Here is a 21991-nt window from a genome sequence, read left to right on the forward strand (position 1 = left end):
CGGCTGACCCGGCCTCTGCACCGTGACGTAGAGGACCTTCGCACCGTGACGCGAGGGATTCGGGGTCGCCGGAGCGACAGATGGGAAACCCGTGCATACATCTGTGGAGGTGCAGCGAGGCAGTGTTGCTCTCGCCCCCGCACCGAAGGAGAAGAAGGACCGCAGGCCCCCGCTTGCGGTCGTGTCCACCACCGACCGTGCCGTCGAGGAGCGACGCTCCGCGCACCCCGCGCGAGCCAGACGCTACCTGCGGCCCTACCTCCGCGCCGTGCGCGTGCTGGACCTGGCTGCGGTCTCCACCGCGATCGCCCTGGCCCTGCTCCTGCGCTTCGGCCCGGCCCCGCTCGAGCCCGGACCGGGGGAGGTGAACTACTCGCTGATCGGCGTGGCCCTCGGGCTGGCCTGGATGATCTCGCTCCACGTGCAGAACGCCTACGACGGTCGGCTCGTCGGCCACGGCGTCCAGGAGTACCGGCAGACCTTCCACGCCTCGCTCTGGCTGTTCGCCGGGCTGGCCATCCTCGCCTACTCCTTCCAGCTGGACTTCGCCCGCGGCTTCGTCATGCTCGCCTTCCCGCTCGGCACGCTGCTGCTGCTGTTCGGCCGGTGGACCGCCCGGCGGTGGCTGGTCCAGCAGCGCAAGGAGGGCCACCTGTCCGACCGCGTCCTGCTCGTCGGTGACCGGGAGCACGTGGCCAGCCTGGTGACTGCGCTGAAGCGGACCCCCGACGCCGGTTACAAGGTGCTGGGTGCCTGCGTGGACCACGCCAGGTCGGGCAAGGTCGCCGGCGTCCCGGTGCTCGGCCCGGAGACCGAGGCGGTGGCGAAGGCCATGGAGCTCAAGGTCGACGTCGTCGCTGTGTCCTCCTCGACGGGTCTGGGCCAGCTCGGTCTGCGCCGCCTCGGCTGGGCGCTGGAGGGCACCGAGATCGACCTGGTCGTCGCTCCCGGGATCATGGACGTCGCCGGGCCGCGGGTGCTCACCCGCCCGGTCCAGGGGCTGCCGCTGATCCACGTGGAGGCCCCGACCTTCGCCGGCCCGCAGCGGGTGCTGAAGTCGATCCTGGACCGGACCGGGGCCTTGCTGCTCCTCGTGGTGCTGTCGCCGGTGCTCCTGGCCACCGCGTTCGCGGTGCGCATGGACGGCGGGCCAGCGCTCTTCAGGCAGGAGCGGGTCGGCCGGGACGGACAGTCGTTCAAGATGATCAAGTTCCGCAGCATGGTGACCGACGCCGAGGACCGGCTGCCGGAGCTGCTCGACGCCAACGAGGGTGCCGGCCCGCTGTTCAAGCTGCAGACCGACCCTCGGGTCACCAAGGTCGGCTCGATCATCCGGCGCTACTCCATCGACGAGCTGCCGCAGCTGCTCAACGTGCTGCGCGGCGAGATGAGCCTCGTCGGGCCGCGCCCCCCGCTGCCCCGGGAGGTCGCCGAGTACGAGACCGACACCCAGCGTCGGCTCCTGGTGCAGCCGGGGATGACCGGTCTGTGGCAGGTCAGCGGTCGCAGCAACCTCTCCTGGGAGGAGTCGGTGCGGCTCGACCTGTACTACGTCGAGAACTGGACCCCGGTGCTGGATCTGATGATCATGTGGCGCACCTTCCAGGTGGTCATGCGCCCGGGCACCGCCGGCGCCTACTGACACGCTCGGGGGCTCCGCCCCCGAGTACCCCCGCTGGGGCTCCGCCCCAGACCCCGGAGCGCTCGGGGGCGGAACCCCAGGAACCCCCGCTGGGGCTCCGCCCCAGACCCCGGAGCGCTCGGGGGCGGAACCCCAGGAACCCCCGCTGGGGCTCCGCCCCAGAGCTCAGGACCCGCCCCGGTAGGGTGCGGGCGTGAGCTCCCGCATTGCCTACCTCGGCCCCGAGGGCACCTTCACCGAGCAGGCCACCCGGCAGTGGGACCGCGAGGGCGCCCACGAGCTGCTCCCCGTGCCGACGGTGCCGGCCGCGCTGGCCGCCCTGGAGGCCGGTGAGGTCGGTGCCGCGGTCGTGCCCTTCGAGAACTCCGTCGAGGGCTCGGTCCCCGCGACCCTGCAGGCGCTGCAGGAGACCCAGGACGTGCGGATCGTCGCCGAGGAGCTCGTCCGGGTCCAGTTCAGCCTGCTGGTGCGACCCGGGTGGGGGCAGCGACCGATCCGCACCGTGGCGACCCACCCGCACGCCGCGGCCCAGGTCCGCGGCTGGTTGGCCAGCCGCCTGCCCGAGGCCCGGATCGTGCCGGAGACCTCCACCGCCCGCGCGGCGCAGGCCGTCGGCGAGGGGCAGTACGACGCCGCGATCGCCGCCCCCGGCGCCGCCCGCGCCTACGGGTTGGACGAGGCGGCCGAGCACATCGCGGACCGCGAGGGCGCCGTCACCCGGTTCGTGGTGCTGCGTGCCGGCGTACCGGTGCCCCCGCCCACCGGGGCCGACCGCACCACGCTGCTGGCGCTCATCTGGGCCAACCGGCCCGGTGCGCTGCTGGAGCTGCTGGAGCAGTTCGCGGTGCGCGGGATCGACCTCACGCGGCTGGAGTCCCGGCCCACGGGCGAGGGCCTGGGGGAGTACCAGTTCTGGATCGACGCCACCGCGCACCTGACCGAGGCCCGGATGGCCGAGGCCCTGCTCGGGCTGCGCCGCACCTGCCGGGACGTGCGCTTCTTCGGGTCCTACCCGCGCGCCGACGCCCAGGCGACCCCCGTCCCCGAGCACGCGGACGAGCAGACCTATGCCGCGGCCGCTGCCTGGGTCCGCAGCCTCAGCGGTCCAGCTGGAGCCAGCGCACCCAGCCGCCGTTGAGCACCAGCCAGGCGATCAGCCCGTAGCCGGCCTGGCCGGGGTGCACCGTGTCGCCGGCCGCGAGGTCGGACTGCCACTGGTCGTGGTCGACCAGCGGGGTGAAACAGTCGACGAAGGGCACGCGCCGCCGCCCGCAGACGTCGGCCTGCGCCTCGGAGAGCACCCGCAGCCGGGCGTTGACCTCGGCGTCCAGCGTGGGCGTCGGGCCGACCACGAAGCTGGCGATGCCCGTGGAGCTGGCCTCGTCCAGGATGTTGGCCAGGTTGAGCCGCGACCGGGCCATGGTCACCTCCTGGGCGACATCCTCGGCGCCGACCCCGATGACGAGCCTGCGCTCGCCGCGGTCCTCCCACCGGATCGCGCACTCGGCGCGCCAGCGGCTCATCGTGTCCGCCGAGCTGGAGCCGCGCACGCCGAGGTTGTAGCTGGTCAGGTCGGCACCCTGGCGGTCGGTGCGGCCCACGACCCGGCTGACCCAGCCCAGCGCCTTGGGGTCGCCGTACCCGGCGACGAAGCCGTCGCCGACGAAGCACAGGCCGATGTCGCGGGGCCCTTCGCCCACGGTGAAGTGGGGGCTGGGGGCAAACTCCAGCGCTGCGGGGTCGATGCTCTCGCCGGTGCTCATGGCTCCTGACCTGCTCTCTGCTGTTGGCTCACTCGTCGTCGTCCCGGGCCAGCCAGGTGGCTAGCCGGTCGACCGGCACCTCGAACTCCGGGTTGAGGTCCACGAAGGTGCGCAGCTGGTCGGCCAGCCAGGCGAGGGTGACCTCCTCCTCGCCCCGACGGGACTCCAGCTCCTCGATGCCTCGGTCGGTGAAGTACACCCCGTCAGGCTATCCCGCTGCAGGTCCGGAGCCGTGATCCGGTCCCGCGTCTGCGACCAGCTCCCGGTGCCAGGACTGCGTGGTGTAGCGGGTGCGCCAGCCCATCGAGGTGTAGAGCCCGTCCGCCCCCGTGGGGGAGTCCGCGTCCACCTCGAGGCCGACCGAGGCCCGGCCGCGCAGCGCGGCGTCCTGGATGACCGTGCGCAGCAGGCCCTTGGCCACGCCGCGTCCCCGCGCCCGGCGATGCACCCCGATGTACTCCACGTAGGAGGAGTCGGGCCGCGCCCTGCCCTCCTCGTCCACCCGGCCGGTGAGGGTGGTGGCGACCAGCGCACCGGCCGGCTCCCCGTCCACGGTGGCCAGCCACCAGTGGTCCCAGCGGTGGCCGGGGTCCTCCCGGAGCCGGGACACGAACTCCTCGAAGGTCTCACGGTAGGAGTTGAAGTGGTCGGCGAAGGAAGCCTCCAGCATCAGGTGCACCGCGCGCAGGTCCGCCTCGTCCGGCAGCCCGACGCCGTCGTCGCGGCGCACGCGCCGGATGACCACGCCCTCGCGCAGCTGCGGCGGCTCGGCGTCAGTCTCCCGGTCGACCGGGCGGGACATCTGCCACCAGTCGCGCACGTGGGCGTAGCCGGCGGAGGCGAGCCACCGCTGCTGCCGCGCGTCGTCGCAGAACGCACCGGAGTCCAGCTGGGTGCGCTCCATCCCCCTGCGGTGCAGCACCTCACGCCCGAGGTCCTCCGCCCGGGCGAAGCCGTACACCGCCAGCGGGTCGGCCTGCTCGTCGGGCAGCTCCGGAGCCACGGTCACTCCCACCAGGACCCGGCCGGCCGCACGGTCATGGCAGTTGATCCACGCCTGCAGCTGGCCGTCCGCGTCACGGACGACCTCGTGCAGGTGGGTGCTCGCGCCGCGGCCGGTCACCTCGGCGGCGACGGTCTGGCTGTCCGCACCCGGCCACCCCCGCGCCTGCCGCTCGTGCCGGCGCAGCAGGCGGACGAGCTCGTCGATGTCGTCGACCCCAGGGGGGTATGAGGTGTATCCGGCGGGCAGGAGCGGTTCGGCGACGCTTCTGGGCATGGGGGGATTCTTCCAGACGGCCCGAGCCGCACGGGCGGCTCCCAGGTCCGCGGTGAGGTTCTCCGCTGCGTCATACCTGAGTCCACGCCGCTGCGCTACGTCGGGCCGTCCTCGGTGCTGCGCCAGAGGCGCAGCAGGACGGCGTTGAACGCCTCGGCCGCCAGCTGCACCTCGTGGCCCGCCCCCGCCACCACCTGGTGCTGGGCGCCCAGCAGCTCGGCCAACGCCTCGCAGACGGCCGTGAAGCCAGGATGGTGGGCGCCGGAGACGACGACGGTGGGGAAGTCCGCGGCGACGAGCTCGGCCGTCGGCAGCGGGGTCTCCCACGGCTGGCGCGCCCCGCGCAGTGCGGGGGTCATCGCGGACAGCTCCTCGACGAGCTCGGACGGCAGGTCGGCGGCGTCGGTGCCGACGAGCCGCAGGAAGTCGGTGAGGAACTCGCGGTCACCGACCGGACGGGCCAGCAGCTGCACGAGCCCCTCCTGCAGTGCTGCCGCCGCCGGGTGGTCCGTGGCGTCGAAGAGGGGAGGCTCGGCGAGCACGAGCGAGTGCACCGCCTCCGGACGCTCGTGGGCGGCGACGAGCGCGACCAGGGCGCCGTAGGAGTGGCCCACCAGGTGCGCGCCGTCGCCGAGGAGCCCCGCGATGTCCTGCCCGTCGGCGAGGAAGTCCTCACCCAGATCCAGCGGGTGTCCGGATCCTGCGGTCGCGTACGCCCGCCGGGTGGGCACCACCAGCTGGTAGCCCTCCTCAGCGAGGGGGCGCTGGGCGTCCCACTCCAGGGGCCCGGTGGCCAGCGACCCGTGCACCAGCACCGCCCGGGCACCGGAGCCCCAGGTCTGCACCGGGACGGCCGGCATCACGGCCGCGCCCATCCGGTGGGCGCGGCCGTGAGCTCACTCGGCGCGGTGGAAGACCTCACCGATCAGCGCCTGCTGCTCGACCTCGTGCACCTTGGCCGACCCGGTCGCGGGCGAGGCGGACGCGGGGCGGGCGATGACGCGCAGCGGGCGGTCCTCCCCGTGCTGGGCCAGTGCCTGCGGCAGGTTGAGCGCCATGAACGGCCAGGCGCCCTGGTTCTCCGGCTCGTTCTGGACCCACACCAGCTCGGCGTTCGGGTACTGGGCGGTCAGCTTGGCCAGCTGGGCCCCCGGGACGGGGTAGAGCTGCTCGACCCGCAGGATCGCGGTGCGGTCGTCGTCGCGCGCCCGGCGGGCGTCCTCCAGGTCGTAGACGAGCTTGCTGGAGGCCAGCACGACACGGTCCACCTTCTCCTGGTCGAGTGCCACCCGGTCCGGCAGCACCGGCTCGAAGGTGCCGGAGGTGAAGTCCTCCGGCGCGCTGGCTGCGGCCTTCAGCCGCAGCATCGCCTTGGGCGTGAAGACCACCAGGGGCCGGCGCGGCCGGGCCGTGGCGTGCGCCCGGAGCAGGTGGAAGTAGGACGCCGGCGTGGAGGGGTAGGCCACGCGCATGTTGTCCTCGGCGCACATCTGCAGGTAGCGCTCGATCCGGGCCGAGGAGTGGTCCGGGCCCTGGCCCTCGTAACCGTGCGGCAGCAGCAGCGCGACGCTGGAGCGCTGGTCCCACTTCTGCTCCGAGGAGGAGATGAACTCATCGACGATGGTCTGGGCGCCGTTGGCGAAGTCACCGAACTGGGCCTCCCACAGGACAAGGGCGTCGGTCTTCTCCACCGAGTACCCGTACTCGAAGCCCATCGCGGCGTACTCCGAGAGCAGCGAGTCGTAGACCTCGAAGGGAGCCTGGTCCTCGGAGAGGTGGTGGAGGGGCGTCCAGTTCTCGGCCGTCTTGTTGTCGGTGAGGACGGCGTGCCGCTGCACGAAGGTGCCGCGGCGGCTGTCCTGGCCGGCCAGCCGCACCGGCGTCCCCTCCACGATGAGGGAGCCGAAGGCGATGAGTTCGCCCATGCCCCAGTCGATGCCGCCCTCGCGGGTCATCTGCTGGCGCGTGCTGAGCAGCTTGGCCAGCTTGGGGTGGACGGTGAAGCCCTCCGGCGGGGAGCCGAACGCGTCCCCGATGCGGTGCAGCGTCTCCTCGCTGATCGCGGTGGGCCGCTGACGGGTGGCCATGTCGCCCTCGTCCTGGGCCTGCGGACGCTCCAGGCCGTGGGTGCCGTCACCCTCGCCCTTCAGCGCCGCCTTGGTCTCGATGAAGACCTGCTCGAGCTGCTTCTGGTAGTCGCGCAGCGCGGCCTCGGCGTCGTCGACCGAGATGTCGCCGCGGCCGATGAGGGACTCGGTGTAGAGCTTGCGGACCGAGCGCTTGGCCTCGATGAGGTCGTACATGAGCGGCTGGGTCATCGACGGGTCGTCGCCCTCGTTGTGGCCCCGCCGGCGGTAGCAGACGAGGTCGATGACGACGTCCTTGCCGAACTCCTGACGGTACTCGTAGGCCAGCTCGGCCATCCGGACCACCGCTTCGGGGTCGTCGCCGTTGACGTGGAAGATGGGCGCCTGCACGGCGCGGGCCACGTCGGAGCAGTACACCGAGGACCGCGAGTGGTGCGGGGCCGTGGTGAAACCGACCTGGTTGTTGATGATGACGTGCAGCGTGCCGCCCGTGCGGTAGCCCGGCAGCTGGGACATCTGCAGCGTCTCCAGCACCACGCCCTGGCCGGCGAAGGCGGCGTCACCGTGCAGCAGCACGGGCAGCACGGAGGAGGCGGGTCGGCCGGCCTCGCGGGCGAGCCGGTCCTGCTTGGCCCGGGTGATGCCCTCCAGGACCGGGTTGACCGCCTCCAGGTGGGAGGGGTTGGCAGCCAGGTAGACGCGGGTGGACTTGCCGTGCTCGCTGATGAACTCGCCCTCGGTGCCCAGGTGGTACTTCACGTCGCCCGAGCCCTGGACGCTCCCCGGGGCGGACTTGCCCTCGAACTCGCGGAAGATCTGTCCGTAGGACTTGCCCGCCAGGTTGGCCAGCACGTTGAGCCGGCCGCGGTGCGGCATACCGATCGTCACCTCGTCCAGGCCGTCCTCGGCCGCCCGGTTGAGCACCTTGTCCAGCAGCGCGATGACTGACTCGCCGCCCTCGAGGCTGAACCTCTTCTGGCCGACGAACTTGGTCTGCAGGAAGGTCTCGAAAGCCTCCGCCGCGTTGAGGCGACGCAGGATCCGCAGCTGCTCGGCCGGGGCCGGCTTGGCGAAGGGCACCTCGAGCTTCTTCTGGAACCAGGCCCGCTGCTCGGGGTCCTGGACGTGCATGTACTCCACGCCCACGGTGCGGCAGTAGGAGTCGCGCAGGATGCCCAGGATCTGCCGCAGGGTCAGCCGCGGCTTGCCGCCGAACCCGCCGGTGGGCACGTCCCGGTCCAGGTCCCACAGGGTGAGGCCGTGGTTGTTGATGTCGAGGTCCGGGTGCCGGCGCTGGCGGTACTCCAGCGGGTCCGTGTCCGCCATCAGGTGGCCGCGGACCCGGTAGGAGTGGATGAGCTCCTGGATCCGGCTGGCCTTGGAGATGTCGTCGTCGTGGGTGGCGGTGATGTCCGGTGCCCACCGGACCGGCTCGTAGGGGATCCGCAGCGAGGTGAAGATCTCGTCGTAGAAGCCGTCCTGGCCCAGCAGCAGCTGGTGCAGGACCCTCAGGAACTCCCCGGACTGGGCGCCCTGGATGATCCGGTGGTCGTAGGTGGAGGTCAGGGTCAGGATCTTGCTGACGCCGTTCTCGGCGATCCGCTTGGTGGAGGCGCCCTGCCACTCGGCGGGGTAGTCGAGGGAGCCGACGCCGAGGATCGTGCCCTGCCCCTTCATCAGGCGCGGCACCGAGTGCAGCGTCCCGATGCCACCGGGGTTGGTCAGGCTGATCGTGGTGCCCTGGAAGTCCTCGATGGTCAGCTTGCCGTCGCGGGCCTTGCGGACCAGGGCCTCGTAGGCGGCCCAGAACTCGTGGAAGGTCATCTCCTCCGCGCCCTTGATGCTGGGCACGAGCAGCTGGCGGGTCCCGTCCGGCTTGGGCACGTCGATGGCCAGGCCGAGGTTGATGTGGGCGGGCTGGACGAGGAACGGCTTGCCGTCCTGCATGGCGAAGCCGTTGTTCATCTCCGGCATGACCTGCAGCGCCTTCACCATGGCGTAGCCGATGAGGTGGGTGAAGCTCACCTTGCCGCCGCGGCTGCGGGCCAGGTGGTTGTTGATCACCGTGCGGTTGTCGATGAGCAGCTTGGCCGGCATGGCCCGGGCGCTGGTCGCGGTGGGCACCTCGAGCGAGGACTCCATGTTGGTGACCACGCGCGCCGTGGCACCCCGCAGCGGCGTGTGGGTGACGTCGGTCTGCGGTCCGGCCGACCTCTGCGCCGGGGCGTCCCGTGCCACCGGCGTGGCCTGCGGCCCGGCGTTGCCGCCGCCGTTGCTGCTGGCGCCGCCGGAGCCGCTGCTCGAGCCACTGCCGGAGCCGCTGCTGGACTTCTTGGGACTCGCGGCCTTCTCGTCGCCCTTGTTGCCGGCGCTCTTGGTGCCGGAGTTCTTGGGGGCCGAGCCGCCGGCCGCGCCGCCGCTCTGGGTGGAGCTGGCGGCCGAGGGGCGGCGTGGCGGTGCCGGAGCGACCTTGTTGCCGCTGGTCGGGCGCGGGGTGGTGGCGGAGGTGGACGGCGAGGACGACCCCGACCCTGAGGTGGGTTTGGCGGTCGACGTAGAGGTAGAGGCGGCACCCGGTGCCGAGGTCCGGTCGGACCTCGCACCACCGGTACCGTTGCTGGGCTGTCCGTTCTCGAAGTAGCTGCGCCACTCCGGTCCCACCGACCCTGGATCCTGGTCGAAGCGCTCTCGCATCTCCTCCACGAGCCACTCGTTGGCTCCGAAGTCGGCAAGAATCTTGTCGCTGCTCGGGGGGTTGGCCACTGGGTCTGCGCCTTCTCTCACATCCGGGGGGCTACCAGGCATGGTGCGATCGCCGCACACGTCCCCGTCTAGCCTAGCCGGTGACCACCCCGGTCGCCGCCGCGGGGGAGCCCGTCCCCCGCGGCCTCGCCGACCTCAGCTCACGTCCCGCCGATGGGTCAGGAACCAGCCCACGGCGGTCATCACCGCGGCATACCCGGCGAGCACCAGAGCGGCGATCCACCAGGTGAGGGTGGTGCCGGAAAGGCCGAACATCTGCTGGGTCTCCTCCGGCATGCCGGAGTAGGCGTCGACCGTCGCCAGGGACACCTGCGCGGGCAGGTAGCTGGCCAGGGTCTCGCCCCAGGTGGCCAGCTGGATGAAGACCCCCAGCAGGGGCTCGATGATCCACACGATCGCCACGCCGACGAAGAGCGCCACGACCTGGTTGGGGATGAGCACGCCCAGGCCGAGTCCGATCAGGCCCCAGAGGACCAGCACCAGGATCACCCGCAGGAAGACCAGGCCGAGCTGACCGGGGTCGGGGAAGATCTCGTGCCCGGCCGAGCCGAGCAGGACGGCACCGGCCAGCACCGAGCCGGCAAGGTGGGCCAGCGCGATGACCGTGGAGGTGATCGCGACGGCGACCACCTTGGCGAGGATCATCGATCCGCGTCGAGGGGCGGCCAGCAGGGTGCCGGTGAGGGTCTTGTGCCGGTACTCGCCGCCGATGACGATGATGCCCATGACGAAGGTGAGCAGGTAGCCCATCGAGATCGACTGGGTGTAGATCATCCGCGCCAGCGAGACGTCGTCCATCGACTCGGCGAGGCTCAGGCTCTCGCCGTTCGGCATCGGGATCGACCCGTGGACCATGAACCAGCCGGAGAGGGCGGTCAGCCCCGCGCCCAGCAGGAAGGCGGCCAGGGTGAGGCCCCACCACATCCGGACGGTGAAGAACTTGCGCAGCTCGGAGCGCACCAGGCCGGTCATCGGGCGTCCCCCTCGGTCGTGATCTCGGTCGTGCCGCCGGCGACAGGCGTGTCGCCCAGGTTGCGGTTGCGGTGCTGCGGGGAGTCGGTGAGCTGCAGGAACAGCCGCTCCAGGTCGGTCCGGCGGGGGCTCAGCTCGCTGAGGGCCACCTGGGCCTCCAGTGCGACGCGACCGATCGCGGCCAGGTCACCGCTCGCGGCCTCCAGCGCGCCCTCACCCTTCTCGGGCAGCGGGCGGGCGGCGATCCCCGCCCGGTCCAGCGCCGCGGCCAGCCGCTGCGGGTCCGCCGACCGCACCAGCGCGGCAGGCTCACCGTGCAGCTCGTCCATGGTGCCGCTGCGCACCATCCTGCCGTTGGCGATGATCACGACGTCCTCGACGGTCTGCTCCACCTCGGCCAGAAGGTGGGAGCTGATCAGCACCGTCTTGCCCTGGTCGGTCGCCAGGTGTCGCAGGAAGCCCCGCATCCAGCGGATCCCCTCGGGGTCCAGTCCGTTGCTCGGCTCGTCGAGGAGCAGCACCTGCGGGTCGCCGAGCAGTGCCCCGGCCAGGCCCAGGCGCTGCCGCATCCCCATCGAGTAGCCCCCCGCCCGCTTGCGTGCGGCCGCCGGGATGCCCACCAGCTCCAGCAGCTCGTCCACCCGCGCGTCCGGGATCCCCTCGGTGGCCGCGAGCGCCCGCAGGTGGTTGCGGCCGGAGCGGCCGGGGTGAAAGCCGGTCGCCTCGAGGCCGGCCCCGACCGTGCGGATCGGCTGCTCGAGGTCCACGTAGCGCTCGCCGCCGATCAGGGCCTCCCCGGAGGTCGGCCGGACCAGTCCCAGCAGCATCCGCAGGGTCGTGGTCTTGCCGGCACCGTTGGGCCCGAGGAAGCCGGTGACCCGGCCGGGCTGCACATCGAAGGTGAGGTCGTCGACGGCCCGCAGGCTGCCGAAGGTCTTGGTCAGGCCCCGGACGCTGATGCCGAGCCCCTCCCGTGGTCTGTGGTCGGTCCCCGCTGAGGTCATGGCAGGTAGCCAACCAGGACCGACGGAGCTCCGCATCGGCCGGGTGGGGGAGATCGTCCTCCGTCGCAGGTGGGAGGAGATTCGCTGGCAGCCGCGGCGGGCTCGCCGACGTGGAGGAAGAGCGTCCCGGGAGGCGAGGGTATGCAGCGGGTCATCGGATGACCCGCAGGTGGCGGAGGCGGACAGGAATCGAACCTGCCAACGACGTCGAACGCCGTTCCGCGGGGTTGAAGCCCGGGGGGCCCACCAGGAACCCAGACGCCTCCCCGTGCGGTCGTGCTGCGCGCCCCCGGCAGGATTCGAACCTGCGCTCCCGCCTCCGGAGGGCGGTGCTCTATCCCCTGAGCTACGGGGGCAACAGCGAGACTGTAGCAGCCGGATACCGCTGGCCAAGAATCCGTTCCGGGAGCGGTCACGGCCTTGACTAGACTGCGCCGGGTGACCCCTGAGCAACTCGCCGCTGCACTGCATACCGTCCTCTCCCAGGCCGTCGCCGACGGTCACCTCGCCATCGAGGTGCCCGCCGAGCAGGCCCTGCGGGTGGAGCGACCGCGCAGCCGCGAGCACGGTGACTGGGCCACCAACGTGGCCCTGCAGCTGGCCAAGCCGGCCGGTATGCCGCCGCGCCAGCTGGCCGAGCAGCTCGCCGCCCGCCTGCGCGAGGTGGACGGGGTGGCTGCGGTCGACGTGGCCGGCCCTGGCTTCCTCAACATCACCCTCGACGCCGCGAGCGCCGCCGAGCTGGCGCGCTCCATCGTCGAGGCGGGGGAGGCCTTCGGGCGGGGCAACGCCGCTGCGGGGGAGCGGATCAACCTGGAGTTCGTCTCCGCCAACCCGACCGGACCGATCCACCTGGGGGGAACCCGGTGGGCCGCGGTCGGCGACGCCCTGGCCAGGGTGCTCGAGGCGAGCGGGGCCGAGGTCACCCGCGAGTACTACTTCAACGACCACGGCGCCCAGATCGACCGCTTCGCCCGGTCGCTGGTCGCCTCGGCGCGCGGTGACGCCGCCCCCGAGGACGGGTATGCCGGGGCCTACATCGACGACATCGCCACCGAGGTGCTGCGCCGCCGCCCGGACGCGCTGCAGCTGCCCGAGGAGGAGGGCCAGGAGGTCTTCCGCGAGGTGGGCGTCAACCTGATGTTCGAGGAGATTCAGGCCTCGCTCGCCGACTTCGGCGTGAACTTCGACGTCTTCTTCCACGAGAACTCCCTCCACGAGACGGGGGCCGTCCAGCGGGCGGTCGACCGGCTCACCGAGCAGGGTGCGATCTTCGAGCAGGACGGCGCACTGTGGCTGCGGACCACCGCCCACGGTGATGACAAGGACCGGGTCGTCATCAAGAGCGACGGCCATCCCGCCTACATCTCCGGCGACCTCGCCTACTACCTCGACAAGCGCGAGCGCGGCTTCGACCGCTGCATCATCATGCTCGGAGCCGACCACCACGGCTACGTGCAGCGGATGATGGCGATGTGCGCCGCCTTCGGTGACGAGCCGGGGGTCAACCTGGAGATCCTCATCGGCCAGATGGTCAACCTGGTCAAGGACGGCCGCCCCGTCCGGATGTCCAAGCGGGCGGGCACGGTCGTGGTCCTGGAGGACCTCGTGGACGCGGTCGGCGTCGACGCCGCCCGCTACGCCCTGACCCGCAGCTCGACCGACTCCCAGATCGACATCGACCTGGACCTGCTGGCCAGCCGCACCAACGAGAACCCGGTGTTCTACGTCCAGTACGCCCACGCACGCACCTCCAACGTCGCGCGCCTGGCGAACGAGGACGGGGTGCACCGCCAGGACGGTTTCGACCCGGGTCTGCTCACCCACCCGACGGAGGCGGTGCTGCTGGCCATCCTCGGCGACTTCCCCCGCGTCGTGGCCCAGGCCGCCCAGCTGCGCGAGCCGCACCGGATCGCCCGCTACCTCGAGGACCTCGCCGGCCGGTTCCACAAGTGGTACGACGAGTGCCGGGTGCGCCCGACCTCCGCCGAGGAGGAGGTCACCGACCTGCACCGCTCCCGGCTCTGGCTCAACGACGCCACCCGTCAGGTCCTCGCCAACGGGCTGTACCTGCTCGGCGTCTCCGCCCCCGAGCGGATGTGAGTGCCGTGCCGTCTCCTGTGCGCGTCGCCCTTCTCGGTTGCGGCACCGTCGGATCGGCGGTGGCCCGTCGTCTGCAGGACCGGGGGGAGCGGTATGCCGACCTGCTCGGCCGACCCCTGGAGCTGGTGGGTGTCGCGGTCCGCGACTCCTCGGCTCCCAGGGAGGGTGTCGACCCGGCGCTGCTCACCACCGACGCCGAGTCCCTGGTGGGGCGGGCGGACGTCGTGGTGGAGGTGATGGGTGGGATCGAGCCGGCTCGCTCGCTCATCGAGCAGGCCCTGCGGGGCGGGGCGCAGGTGGTGACCGCCAACAAGCAGCTGGTGGCGCAGCAGGGGGAGGAGCTGCACGCCGTCGCCGACCAGCACGAGGTCGGCCTCGACTACGAGGCGGCCGTGATGGCCGCCGTCCCCGTGCTGGCGGTGCTGCGCGACTCGCTCGCCGGGGACGAGGTCACCTCGGTGCGGGGGGTGGTCAACGGATCGACGAACTACGTCCTGGACCTGGTGGCCCGTGAGGGTGTGCCGTTTGCCGAGGCGGTGCGGCAGGCCGGGGAGCTGGGTTATCTGGAGGCCGACCCCACGGAGGACCTGGAGGGCCTCGATGCGGCCGCCAAGGCGGTCATCCTGGCCCGCACCGCCTTCGGCGTCCGGGTGGGCCTGGGCGAGGTCGACCGGATCGGGATCACCGGGCTGACCGACGACGACTTCGCGCATGCCGCGCAGAGGGGCAGTGTGATCAAGCTCGTGGCCTCTGCCCGCCCCGCCGGTGACGGCGTCTCGGTGTCGGTACGGCCAGAGGTGCTCCCGGCGCACGACCCGTTGGCCGCGGTCCAGGGCGGGACGAACATCGTCGTCATCGAGGCCGTGTCGGCGGGGGAGCTGCGCCTGCAGGGCGCGGGCGCCGGAGGTGACGAAACCGCCTCCGCGGTGCTGGGCGACATCGTGCGGGCGGCCCGGCGGGTCCGGTAGGGAGCACTACCGCCCGCGTGTTATGTTGGGGTCGCTCCAGGAGCAGGGTGGGAGTTCCCTCCGCACGCTGGGGCATCCTCGGTGCGGGCCTCAGTCACCGGTGACAGCCGTCGCTGGCTGACCTGGACCCGAGACACTCGGCCCGCGCCCACCCCTTGCAGCCCTGCCACCCGTTACGGACAGGACTGACCCACACCTGAGACCCCAGGCACGGCGAGGACCTCGCCGGGGCCGAGGGGGAAGGACATCTACGTGACCGAGACCACTGACGCCGTGCCCACCCGGACCGGTTCGCTCAGCACCCTTCGGCTGGCCGAGCTGCAGCAGCTGGCCAGCAGCATGGGCATCACCGTGAACGCCAAGATGCGCAAGGCCGACCTGGTGTCCGCCATCCGGGAGGAGCGCGGTGCGCGCCCCGCCGGCCGTTCCGCCGCTCCTGAGCAGGAGACCGCCCCGCAGGAGGGGCGCGAGCCGGCCCGGCGCGAGCAGCCGAGTGCCGAGCGCGTGAAGAACGACCGGGACACTGAGCAGCGGAGCGGCCAGGACGCCCGGGGGCAGGCCCGTGACCAGGCGCCGAAGCAGGCGGAGGGTTCCTCCGTGGCCCAGGACGCCGAGCCCAGCAGCACGGTTTCCGACCCCGCGGACAGCCTCGAGGCGGCCCTGGACCGGGCGCAGGCGCAGCGGGACGCGAGCCAGGGTGGTTCCCGGACCCGCCGCAGCCGTCGTGCCGGCTCCAGCGCAGGCGCCCCCCGGGCAGCCGAGTCCGCCCAGGGCCGGGACCAGCAGCAGGACCGCACCGAGCAGCAGGCCTCCGCCCCGCAGCAGGACCGCGAGGAGGCGTCGGACCGTGGGCCTGCGCGCGGCCAGCAGGACCGCGATGTCCAGCAGAGCCGCGACGGCCAGCAGGACCGCGATGGTCAGCAGCAGCGCGAGGGCCGGCAGAGCCGCGACGGCCAGCAGGACCGCGACGGTCAGCAGGACCGTGAGGGTCAGCAGCAGCGCGAGGGCCGGCAGAGTCGCGACGGCCAGCAGAGCCGCGACGGGCAGCAGGACAGCGATGGTCAGCAGCGCGACGATCAGCAGCAGGACGACATGGACGGCGACGACGACGGTCGTCGCGGCCGGCGGCGCAGCCGTAACCGCAACCGTGACCGCAAGCGTGGGCGCGTCCCGGGCGGCCCGGCGGCACCCGGAGGCCAGCAGGACGACCAGGAGGGCTACTCCGAGGAGGACGTGCTGGTCCCGGTCGGCGGCATCCTGGACCTGCTCGACAACTACGCCTTCATCCGGACCACGGGATACCTGCCCGGACCGACCGACGTCTACGTGCCGATGGGCATGGTCAAACGGCACGGGCTGCGCAAGGGCGACGCGGTCCAGGGCGCGATCAAGGCGCCCCAGGACGGCAGCGAGATCGGCCAGCACACCGTGCCCTCGACGAGCAACAAGCGCGACCGAGGCAAGTTCAGCGCGCTGGTGCGCCTGGACAAGGTGAACGGCCAGGAGCCGGACAGCGCCCGTCGCCGCCCGGACTTCGCCAGCCTGACCCCGCTCTACCCGCAGCAGCGCCTGCGCCTGGAGACCGAGCAGAAGAACCTCACCACCCGGGTCATCGACCTGGTGGCGCCGATCGGCAAGGGTCAGCGTGGCCTCATCGTCTCCCCGCCCAAGGCCGGCAAGACGATGGTGCTGCAGGCGATCGCCAACGCGATCACCACCAACAACCCCGAGGTCCACCTGATGATCGTCCTGGTGGACGAGCGTCCGGAGGAGGTCACCGACTTCCAGCGCAGCGTCAAGGGCGAGGTCATCTCCTCCACCTTCGACCGGCCGGCCAGCGACCACACCCTGGTCTCCGAGCTGGCCATCGAGCGGGCCAAGCGCCTGGTCGAGCTCGGCCAGGACGTCGTGGTGCTGCTGGACGGCATCACCCGCCTGGGCCGCGCCTACAACCTGGCTGCTCCCGCGTCGGGCCGGATCCTCTCCGGTGGTGTGGACTCCGCCGCGCTCTACCCGCCCAAGAAGTTCTTCGGCGCCGCCCGCAACATCGAGAACGGCGGCTCGCTGACGATCCTCGCGACGGCGCTGGTCGAGACCGGCTCCAAGATGGACGAGGTGATCTTCGAGGAGTTCAAGGGCACCGGCAACATGGAGCTGCGGCTCTCCCGCCAGCTGGCCGACCGCCGCACCTTCCCGGCCGTCGACGTCAACGGGTCCGGCACCCGCCGCGAGGAGATCCTCATGGGCGGCGACGAGCTGAAGATCATGTGGAAGCTGCGCCGGGTGCTCTCCGCCCTCGACCAGCAGCAGGGAATCGAACTGCTCATCGACCGGTTGAAGAAGACCAAGCACAACTACGAGTTCCTCACCCAGGTCCAGCAGACCAGCTCGACCCGGCTGGACGACGAGGACTGACACGCTCGGGGGGCTCCGCCCCCCGAGTACCCCCCGACGTCACTCACGCTCGGAGGTTCGGACCGCACTCCATAAGACGGTAGAATAATCCGTCGGCCCACCGGTTCACGCCCCCGCAGCCGCGGACGGCGACCCGGGGAGAACGCCATCTTGCGAGGAGAGAGCATGAAGAAGGACATCCACCCGGAGTACGCCGAGACCCAGGTCACCTGCACCTGTGGCGCGACGTTCACCACCCGGAGCACCTCCGCGTCCGGCCGCATCAGCGCCGACGTCTGCTCCAACTGCCACCCGTTCTACACGGGCAAGCAGAAGATCCTGGACACCGGTGGCCGCGTGGCTCGCTTCCAGGAGCGCTACGGCAAGAAGGCCGCCAAGTAGGACCCCTGACGCCGGTTCCGCGAGCTGCTCGCGGGACCGGCGTTCGCCTTCCCCGGCGCAGACCGTGTCCCCGGTCGGCGCAGACCGTGTCCCCGGACGACGCAGACCGTGTCCCCGGTCAGTGAGAGATGAGAGGTATGGCAGTGGCCGCGAACCAGGCCTTCGACTCGGCCCTGCCATTGCTGGCCGAGCACGCCGACATCGAGCGGCAGCTCTCCGACCCCGCCGTGCACGGTGATCCCGGGGCCCTGAAGAGGCTGAACAAGAGGTATGCCGCGCTCGGTCCGACGGTGAGCGCCTACCGCGCCTGGGAGCGCGCCGCCGAGGACCTCGGGGCGGCCCGGGAGCTCGCCGCCGAGGACGCCTCCTTCGCCGAGGAGCTGCCTGCGCTGGAGGCTGCCGAGGCGAAGGCTGCCGAGCACCTGCGCCACCAGCTGGTCCCGCGGGACCCCGACGACGACCGCGACGTCATCCTGGAGGTCAAGGCCGGCGAGGGTGGTGAGGAGTCGGCCCTGTTCGCCGGTGACCTGCTGCGGATGTACCTGCGTTACGCCGAGCGCCGCGGCTGGCGTACCGAGCTGCTCGACACCACGCCGTCCGACCTGGGTGGTTACAAGGACGCGCGGCTCTCCATCAGCGCCATCGGCACCCCGACGCCGGGCGAGGCGCCGTGGGCGCGGCTGAAGTACGAGGGCGGCGTGCACCGGGTGCAGCGCGTCCCGGTCACGGAGAGCCAGGGCCGGATCCACACCTCCGCGGCGGGCGTGCTGGTGATGCCCGACATCGACGACCCGGCCGAGGTGGCGCTGGACCCGAACGACCTCAAGATCGACGTCTTCCGCTCCTCCGGCCCGGGCGGCCAGTCGGTGAACACCACCGACTCTGCGGTCCGGATCACCCACCTGCCCACCGGTGTGGTCGTCTCCTGCCAGAACGAGAAGTCGCAGCTGCAGAACAAGGAGTCGGCCCTGCGCGTGCTGCGGGCCCGGCTGCACCAGATGGCGGTGGACGAGGCCCAGGCGGCGGCGAGCGAGCAGCGGCGCAGCCAGGTCCGCACGGTGGACCGCAGCGAACGGATCCGGACCTACAACTTCCCCGAGAACCGCATCGCCGACCACCGCACCGGCTTCAAGGCCTACAACCTGGACCAGGTCCTGGACGGCGACCTCGACCCCGTCCTGCAGTCGGCGGTCGACGCCGACAAGCAGGCCCGCCTCGCGGCGGCAGGGGAGCGGTGAGGGCCGGCACGAGCGCCGACATCGACCGCGCCGTCCGGTGGGGCATCGTCGAGCTGACGCGGGCCGGGGTGCCCAGCCCCGCGGTCGATGCCGAGCAGCTGCTCGCGCACGCCACCGGCCGCGACGTGGGCGAGCTGAGGCGGGAGCGGCTGCTGGGCCGCGACCTCGACCAGGCGACGTTGACGGCATACCGGGCGCTGGTGGAGCGCCGCTCCGCCCGGGTGCCGCTGCAGCACCTCACCGGGACGGCGCACTTCGCCGGCCTCGACCTGAGCGTCGGGCCCGGGGTCTTCGTCCCACGCCCGGAGACCGAGACGCTGCTCACCCTGGCCCTCGCCGACCTCGAGGGGCTGGCGCGACCCGTCGTGCTCGACCTGTGCACCGGCTCCGGGGCGGTCGCGCTGGCCCTGGCGGCGGCCAGGTCGGACGCGCGGGTGGGCGCCGTCGAGCTCTCGCCGCAGGCGCACCGGTATGCGGCTACCAACCTCGCCGGGCACCCCGCCGGGCGGTCGGTGGACCTGCGCCTCGGCCGCGCGGAGGAGGCCTTCCCCGAGCTGCTCGCGAGTGTCGACGTCATCACCTGCAACCCGCCGTACATCCCGCCGGACGCCGAGCCGGTGGACCCGGAGGTGCGCGAGCACGACCCGGAGCTGGCGCTCTACGGCGGCGGGGCGGACGGGTTGGAGGTGCCCCGGCAGATCGCCGGCTGGGCGCTGCGGCTCCTGCGCCCGGGCGGGGTGCTGCTGATGGAGCACGCGGACGCGCAGGGGGAGAGCCTGCCGGCGGCGCTGAGCCAGCTCGGCTTCGCGGAGGTCGCCGACCATCCCGACCTGGGGGGCCGACCACGGGTGAGCCGAGGCGCCCGCCCCTAGCCGGTCTGGGCGTACAGCGCAGGGGCTGCCTCGCGCAGCGCCGCGTCCAGCGCAGGAGCCAGGGTCGTGGCGAACGAGGCCGACAGGTGGGAGTGGTCGTGGTAGGCGATGATGTTGCCCACCACGGCCTGGCAGACCTCGGGAGCGCACACGTGGTCGGTGAGGTCAACGAGCCCGACGTTGTCGGGCACCATGTCCGGGGTCAGGGGCGAAGGGCCCGGCACGCGGGGGGTGTCGCACACCGATGGGTCGGCCAGGTTCTCCGCGACGCAGGCGGGCACGTCGCTCTGCATCCGGAAGATGTCGCGGATCGCGACCACGTCGATGTCGTGCTCGGCGAGGTGCTCGAAGACCTCGACGAAGCCGCGCGAGGCCTTCTCCCCGGTCGTCTCCGCCTGTGCCGTCGTGGTGCCCAGGGTGAAGACGACGTCCGGGTCCAGCTCCACGAGCTCGGTGAGGGCCCGACGGTTCCACTCCTGGCAGGAGGCGTTGGGCACGAGGTCGGTCTCCACGGGGAACTGGCCGGTGCTCGTCGTCAGCTGACAGCCGGCCTTGACCATGACCAGGACCCGCCACCCGTGCTCGGCGGCCAGGACCCGCCAGGCCGGCTCCCACATCGCCCCGTGCGAGCCGCCGGTGATGACCACCGTGGCCACCGGGTCGGGCACCTCCGTGCCGGGTGGCTCGGGGCAGAGGAGCACCTCGGCCAGCTCGGGGCGGTCCTCCGCGGCCTGCCAGCAACCCTGGGCGTCGTGCGGCGGCAGGTCGGCGTCCGCCTCGGTCGGGTCGAGCAGCAGCGGCGCCTCCGGCACCGGTCCCCGGTCCGGCCGGAGCGCCAGTGCCCCGGGGTGGTCGCGGCTGGTGCCGTTCAGGACCTGCTGGGCGAGGCTGGCGCGGGCGTCCTCCGCCTCCTGCCGGGCCCGGGAGTCCAGCACGAGGCCCGACCCGCCCAGGACGAGCGCCGGCACCACCAGGACCACGGCCCCGGCCCTGGCCGTGCGGAGCGGCGACGGCCACCGCCGCAGGTCGCCGAGCGGACGCTCGAGGAGCCGGTGGGTGGCGTGGGCCAACCCCACGGAGACCGCCAGGACCACGGCCGAGAGCATCGGGTCACCGGCCGGCCGCGGGCTCAGGTGCAGGGCGATGATGAGCAGCGGCCAGTGCCACAGGTAGAGGGCGTAGGAGATGTCACCCAGCCAGCGTGCCGGGCGCGCGGTCAGCAGCCGGTCGGCGCTGCCCGGCGCCCCGGTGTCGTCGGCCAGGAGGAAGAGCACCACGCCCAGCACGGGCCACAGGGCCCACGGGCCGGGGAAGAGCGCGGCGCCGTCCAGGACGAAGCCGCAGGAGACGATCAGGGCCAGCCCGGCCCAGCCGAGCCCGGCACGAGCCGCGCGCGGCAGCCGTCGGTGTCCGGCGCTCAGGGCCAGCAGGCCGGGCAGGGTCAGCTCCCACAGCCGGGCCCCGGTGTGCAGGTAGGCGACCTGCTGGTCGAGGCGGTGCAGATGCACGGCATACCCGAAGGAGGCCGCGGTGACCGCGAGCACCACCACCGCCAGGGCTGGGCGGGCGGGCAGGCGCAGGCGGCGCAGCAGCCACCACGCAGCGGTGAGCACGACCGGCCAGAACAGGTAGAACTGCCCCTGGACCGACAACGACCAGAAGTGCTGCAGGGGGCTGGTCTGCACGCCGGCGGCGTCGTAACCGAGCTGGGAGCTGATGAGCTGCCAGTTCTCCACGTAGAGCAGGACCGCTGCCGTCTCCTGCCAGGTCTGCGCCCGCATCGGGGCGGGCAGCAGCACCAGGCTGGCCAGCACCACGACGGCGAGGACCGGCAGGATGGGTGGCAGCAGCCGGCGCACCAGACGGGCCAGGTAGGCGGAGAGGTCCAGCCCCTCGCCGGTCACCCGGCGCAGGATCAGCCCGGTGAAGAGAAACCCGGAGATGGCCAGGAAGACGTCGATGCCGCCGGAGACGCGCCCCGCCCCGAAGAGGTGGAAGAGCACCACCAGGATGACGGCCACACCGCGCAGGCCGTGCAGCCCCTCGCGGCGGGCGCTCGGTGCAACCATCCCCTCGACCTTCGATCATCGTCACGGCCGCCGGACCGGGCAGACCGTCGTTCACCGTACCCCGGTCCTGCCTCCTCACGGCGAAGGCCTGCCCGTCGCTCTCGCGAGGGGCAGGCCTTGTGCTGACCGTCTACCGAGCTACGGTCAGGCGCGCTGGGTGATCCAGATGATCAGGGCGACGATCAGCAGGATGCCGACGATGGTCCAGATGAGTCCGCTTCCACGCAAGAGTGACTCCTTTCCTGGTGCGGTGCGTCGGGCAGGGCCACGACGGGGGTCGAGTCAGGTCTGCAACAGGGTCCAACTCGGGTCCAAGGGTGCAACTGGTCTTCTCAGGGCTGCTCAGCGCTCAGGGTCGACGCTGGAGACCTAGAAGATGAACATGATCAGGGCGATGATCAGCAGAATGCCGACGATGGTCCAGATGAGTCCGCT

At 72.1% G+C, this 21991-nt stretch carries 16 protein-coding genes and 2 tRNA genes; 8 read left to right on the forward strand and 10 right to left on the reverse strand.

The window, feature by feature from the left end; translation table 11 throughout:
- The first annotated feature begins 181 nt into the window (after positions 1–181).
- Positions 182–1642, forward strand: coding sequence for a sugar transferase (locus ESZ52_RS03535; protein WP_131103718.1), 1461 nt, complete (start codon positions 182–184; stop codon positions 1640–1642).
- Positions 1643–1835: 193 nt separating this feature from the next.
- The gene (pheA, locus tag ESZ52_RS03540; RefSeq protein ID WP_131103719.1) at positions 1836–2780 is read left to right on the forward strand and encodes a prephenate dehydratase; all 945 of its coding nucleotides are present in this window, start codon (positions 1836–1838) and stop codon (positions 2778–2780) included.
- Here pheA and ESZ52_RS03545 read toward each other — a convergent pair.
- The 9 genes from ESZ52_RS03545 to ESZ52_RS03580 form a co-directional block, all read right to left on the reverse strand.
- Positions 2740–3405 (reverse strand): GDSL-type esterase/lipase family protein, encoded by a 666-nt coding sequence (locus tag ESZ52_RS03545; protein WP_131103720.1) that lies wholly within the window; start codon positions 3403–3405, stop codon positions 2740–2742. The two genes, pheA and ESZ52_RS03545, sit on opposite strands and share 41 nt — an antisense overlap.
- A 28-nt stretch (positions 3406–3433) precedes the next feature.
- Positions 3434–3604, reverse strand: a complete 171-nt coding sequence (locus ESZ52_RS19115; protein WP_181009820.1) for a DUF6104 family protein — start codon at positions 3602–3604, stop codon at positions 3434–3436.
- Positions 3605–3613: 9 nt separating this feature from the next.
- Positions 3614–4684 carry a GNAT family N-acetyltransferase gene (locus ESZ52_RS03550; RefSeq protein WP_131103721.1) on the reverse strand — a complete coding sequence of 357 codons (1071 nt, stop codon included), beginning with the start codon at positions 4682–4684 and terminating at the stop codon, positions 3614–3616.
- A 95-nt stretch (positions 4685–4779) separates the two neighbouring features.
- Positions 4780–5544 (reverse strand): alpha/beta fold hydrolase, encoded by a 765-nt coding sequence (locus ESZ52_RS03555; RefSeq protein WP_181009821.1) that lies wholly within the window; start codon positions 5542–5544, stop codon positions 4780–4782.
- Between the two features lie 36 nt (positions 5545–5580).
- Positions 5581–9534 carry a multifunctional oxoglutarate decarboxylase/oxoglutarate dehydrogenase thiamine pyrophosphate-binding subunit/dihydrolipoyllysine-residue succinyltransferase subunit gene (locus tag ESZ52_RS03560; protein WP_238154343.1) on the reverse strand — a complete coding sequence of 1318 codons (3954 nt, stop codon included), beginning with the start codon at positions 9532–9534 and terminating at the stop codon, positions 5581–5583.
- Between the two features lie 135 nt (positions 9535–9669).
- The gene (locus ESZ52_RS03565; protein ID WP_131103724.1) at positions 9670–10506 is read right to left on the reverse strand and encodes an ABC transporter permease subunit; all 837 of its coding nucleotides are present in this window, start codon (positions 10504–10506) and stop codon (positions 9670–9672) included.
- Complete coding sequence (locus ESZ52_RS03570; RefSeq protein WP_131103725.1) at positions 10503–11510, reverse strand: ABC transporter ATP-binding protein; 1008 nt, start codon at positions 11508–11510, stop codon at positions 10503–10505. Before ESZ52_RS03570 ends, ESZ52_RS03565 begins: the two co-directional genes overlap by 4 nt.
- A gap of 170 nt (positions 11511–11680) precedes the next feature.
- Positions 11681–11776 (reverse strand) — tRNA-Sec (locus ESZ52_RS03575).
- An 18-nt stretch (positions 11777–11794) separates the two neighbouring features.
- Positions 11795–11866, reverse strand: a tRNA-Arg gene (locus ESZ52_RS03580).
- An 82-nt stretch (positions 11867–11948) separates the two neighbouring features.
- Between ESZ52_RS03580 and argS the strand changes: the two genes are divergently transcribed.
- From argS to prmC, 6 genes are all read left to right on the forward strand, one after another.
- Positions 11949–13613, forward strand: a complete 1665-nt coding sequence (gene argS / locus ESZ52_RS03585) for an arginine--tRNA ligase (RefSeq protein WP_131103726.1) — start codon at positions 11949–11951, stop codon at positions 13611–13613.
- Between the two features lie 17 nt (positions 13614–13630).
- Complete coding sequence (locus ESZ52_RS03590) at positions 13631–14581, forward strand: homoserine dehydrogenase (protein WP_272948412.1); 951 nt, start codon at positions 13631–13633, stop codon at positions 14579–14581.
- 252 nt (positions 14582–14833) lie between these two features.
- The gene (rho, locus tag ESZ52_RS03595) at positions 14834–16996 is read left to right on the forward strand and encodes a transcription termination factor Rho (protein WP_131103728.1); all 2163 of its coding nucleotides are present in this window, start codon (positions 14834–14836) and stop codon (positions 16994–16996) included.
- 165 nt (positions 16997–17161) lie between these two features.
- On the forward strand, positions 17162–17377 hold the full coding sequence (rpmE, locus tag ESZ52_RS03600) for a 50S ribosomal protein L31 (RefSeq protein ID WP_131103729.1): 216 nt from the start codon (positions 17162–17164) through the stop codon (positions 17375–17377).
- A 137-nt stretch (positions 17378–17514) separates the two neighbouring features.
- Positions 17515–18615: a peptide chain release factor 1 gene (prfA, locus tag ESZ52_RS03605; RefSeq protein WP_131103730.1), complete on the forward strand. Its 1101-nt coding sequence runs from the start codon at positions 17515–17517 to the stop codon at positions 18613–18615.
- The gene (prmC, locus tag ESZ52_RS03610; RefSeq protein ID WP_238154345.1) at positions 18612–19487 is read left to right on the forward strand and encodes a peptide chain release factor N(5)-glutamine methyltransferase; all 876 of its coding nucleotides are present in this window, start codon (positions 18612–18614) and stop codon (positions 19485–19487) included. The genes prfA and prmC overlap by 4 nt, the downstream gene beginning before the upstream one ends.
- Here prmC and ESZ52_RS03615 read toward each other — a convergent pair.
- Complete coding sequence (locus tag ESZ52_RS03615) at positions 19484–21556, reverse strand: acyltransferase family protein (protein ID WP_131103731.1); 2073 nt, start codon at positions 21554–21556, stop codon at positions 19484–19486. The genes prmC and ESZ52_RS03615 overlap by 4 nt on opposite strands.
- Between the last annotated feature and the right edge of the window lie 435 nt (positions 21557–21991).

This window comes from Ornithinimicrobium sufpigmenti, from assembly GCF_004322775.1.
GTDB classification, from domain to species: domain Bacteria; phylum Actinomycetota; class Actinomycetes; order Actinomycetales; family Dermatophilaceae; genus Ornithinicoccus; species Ornithinicoccus sufpigmenti.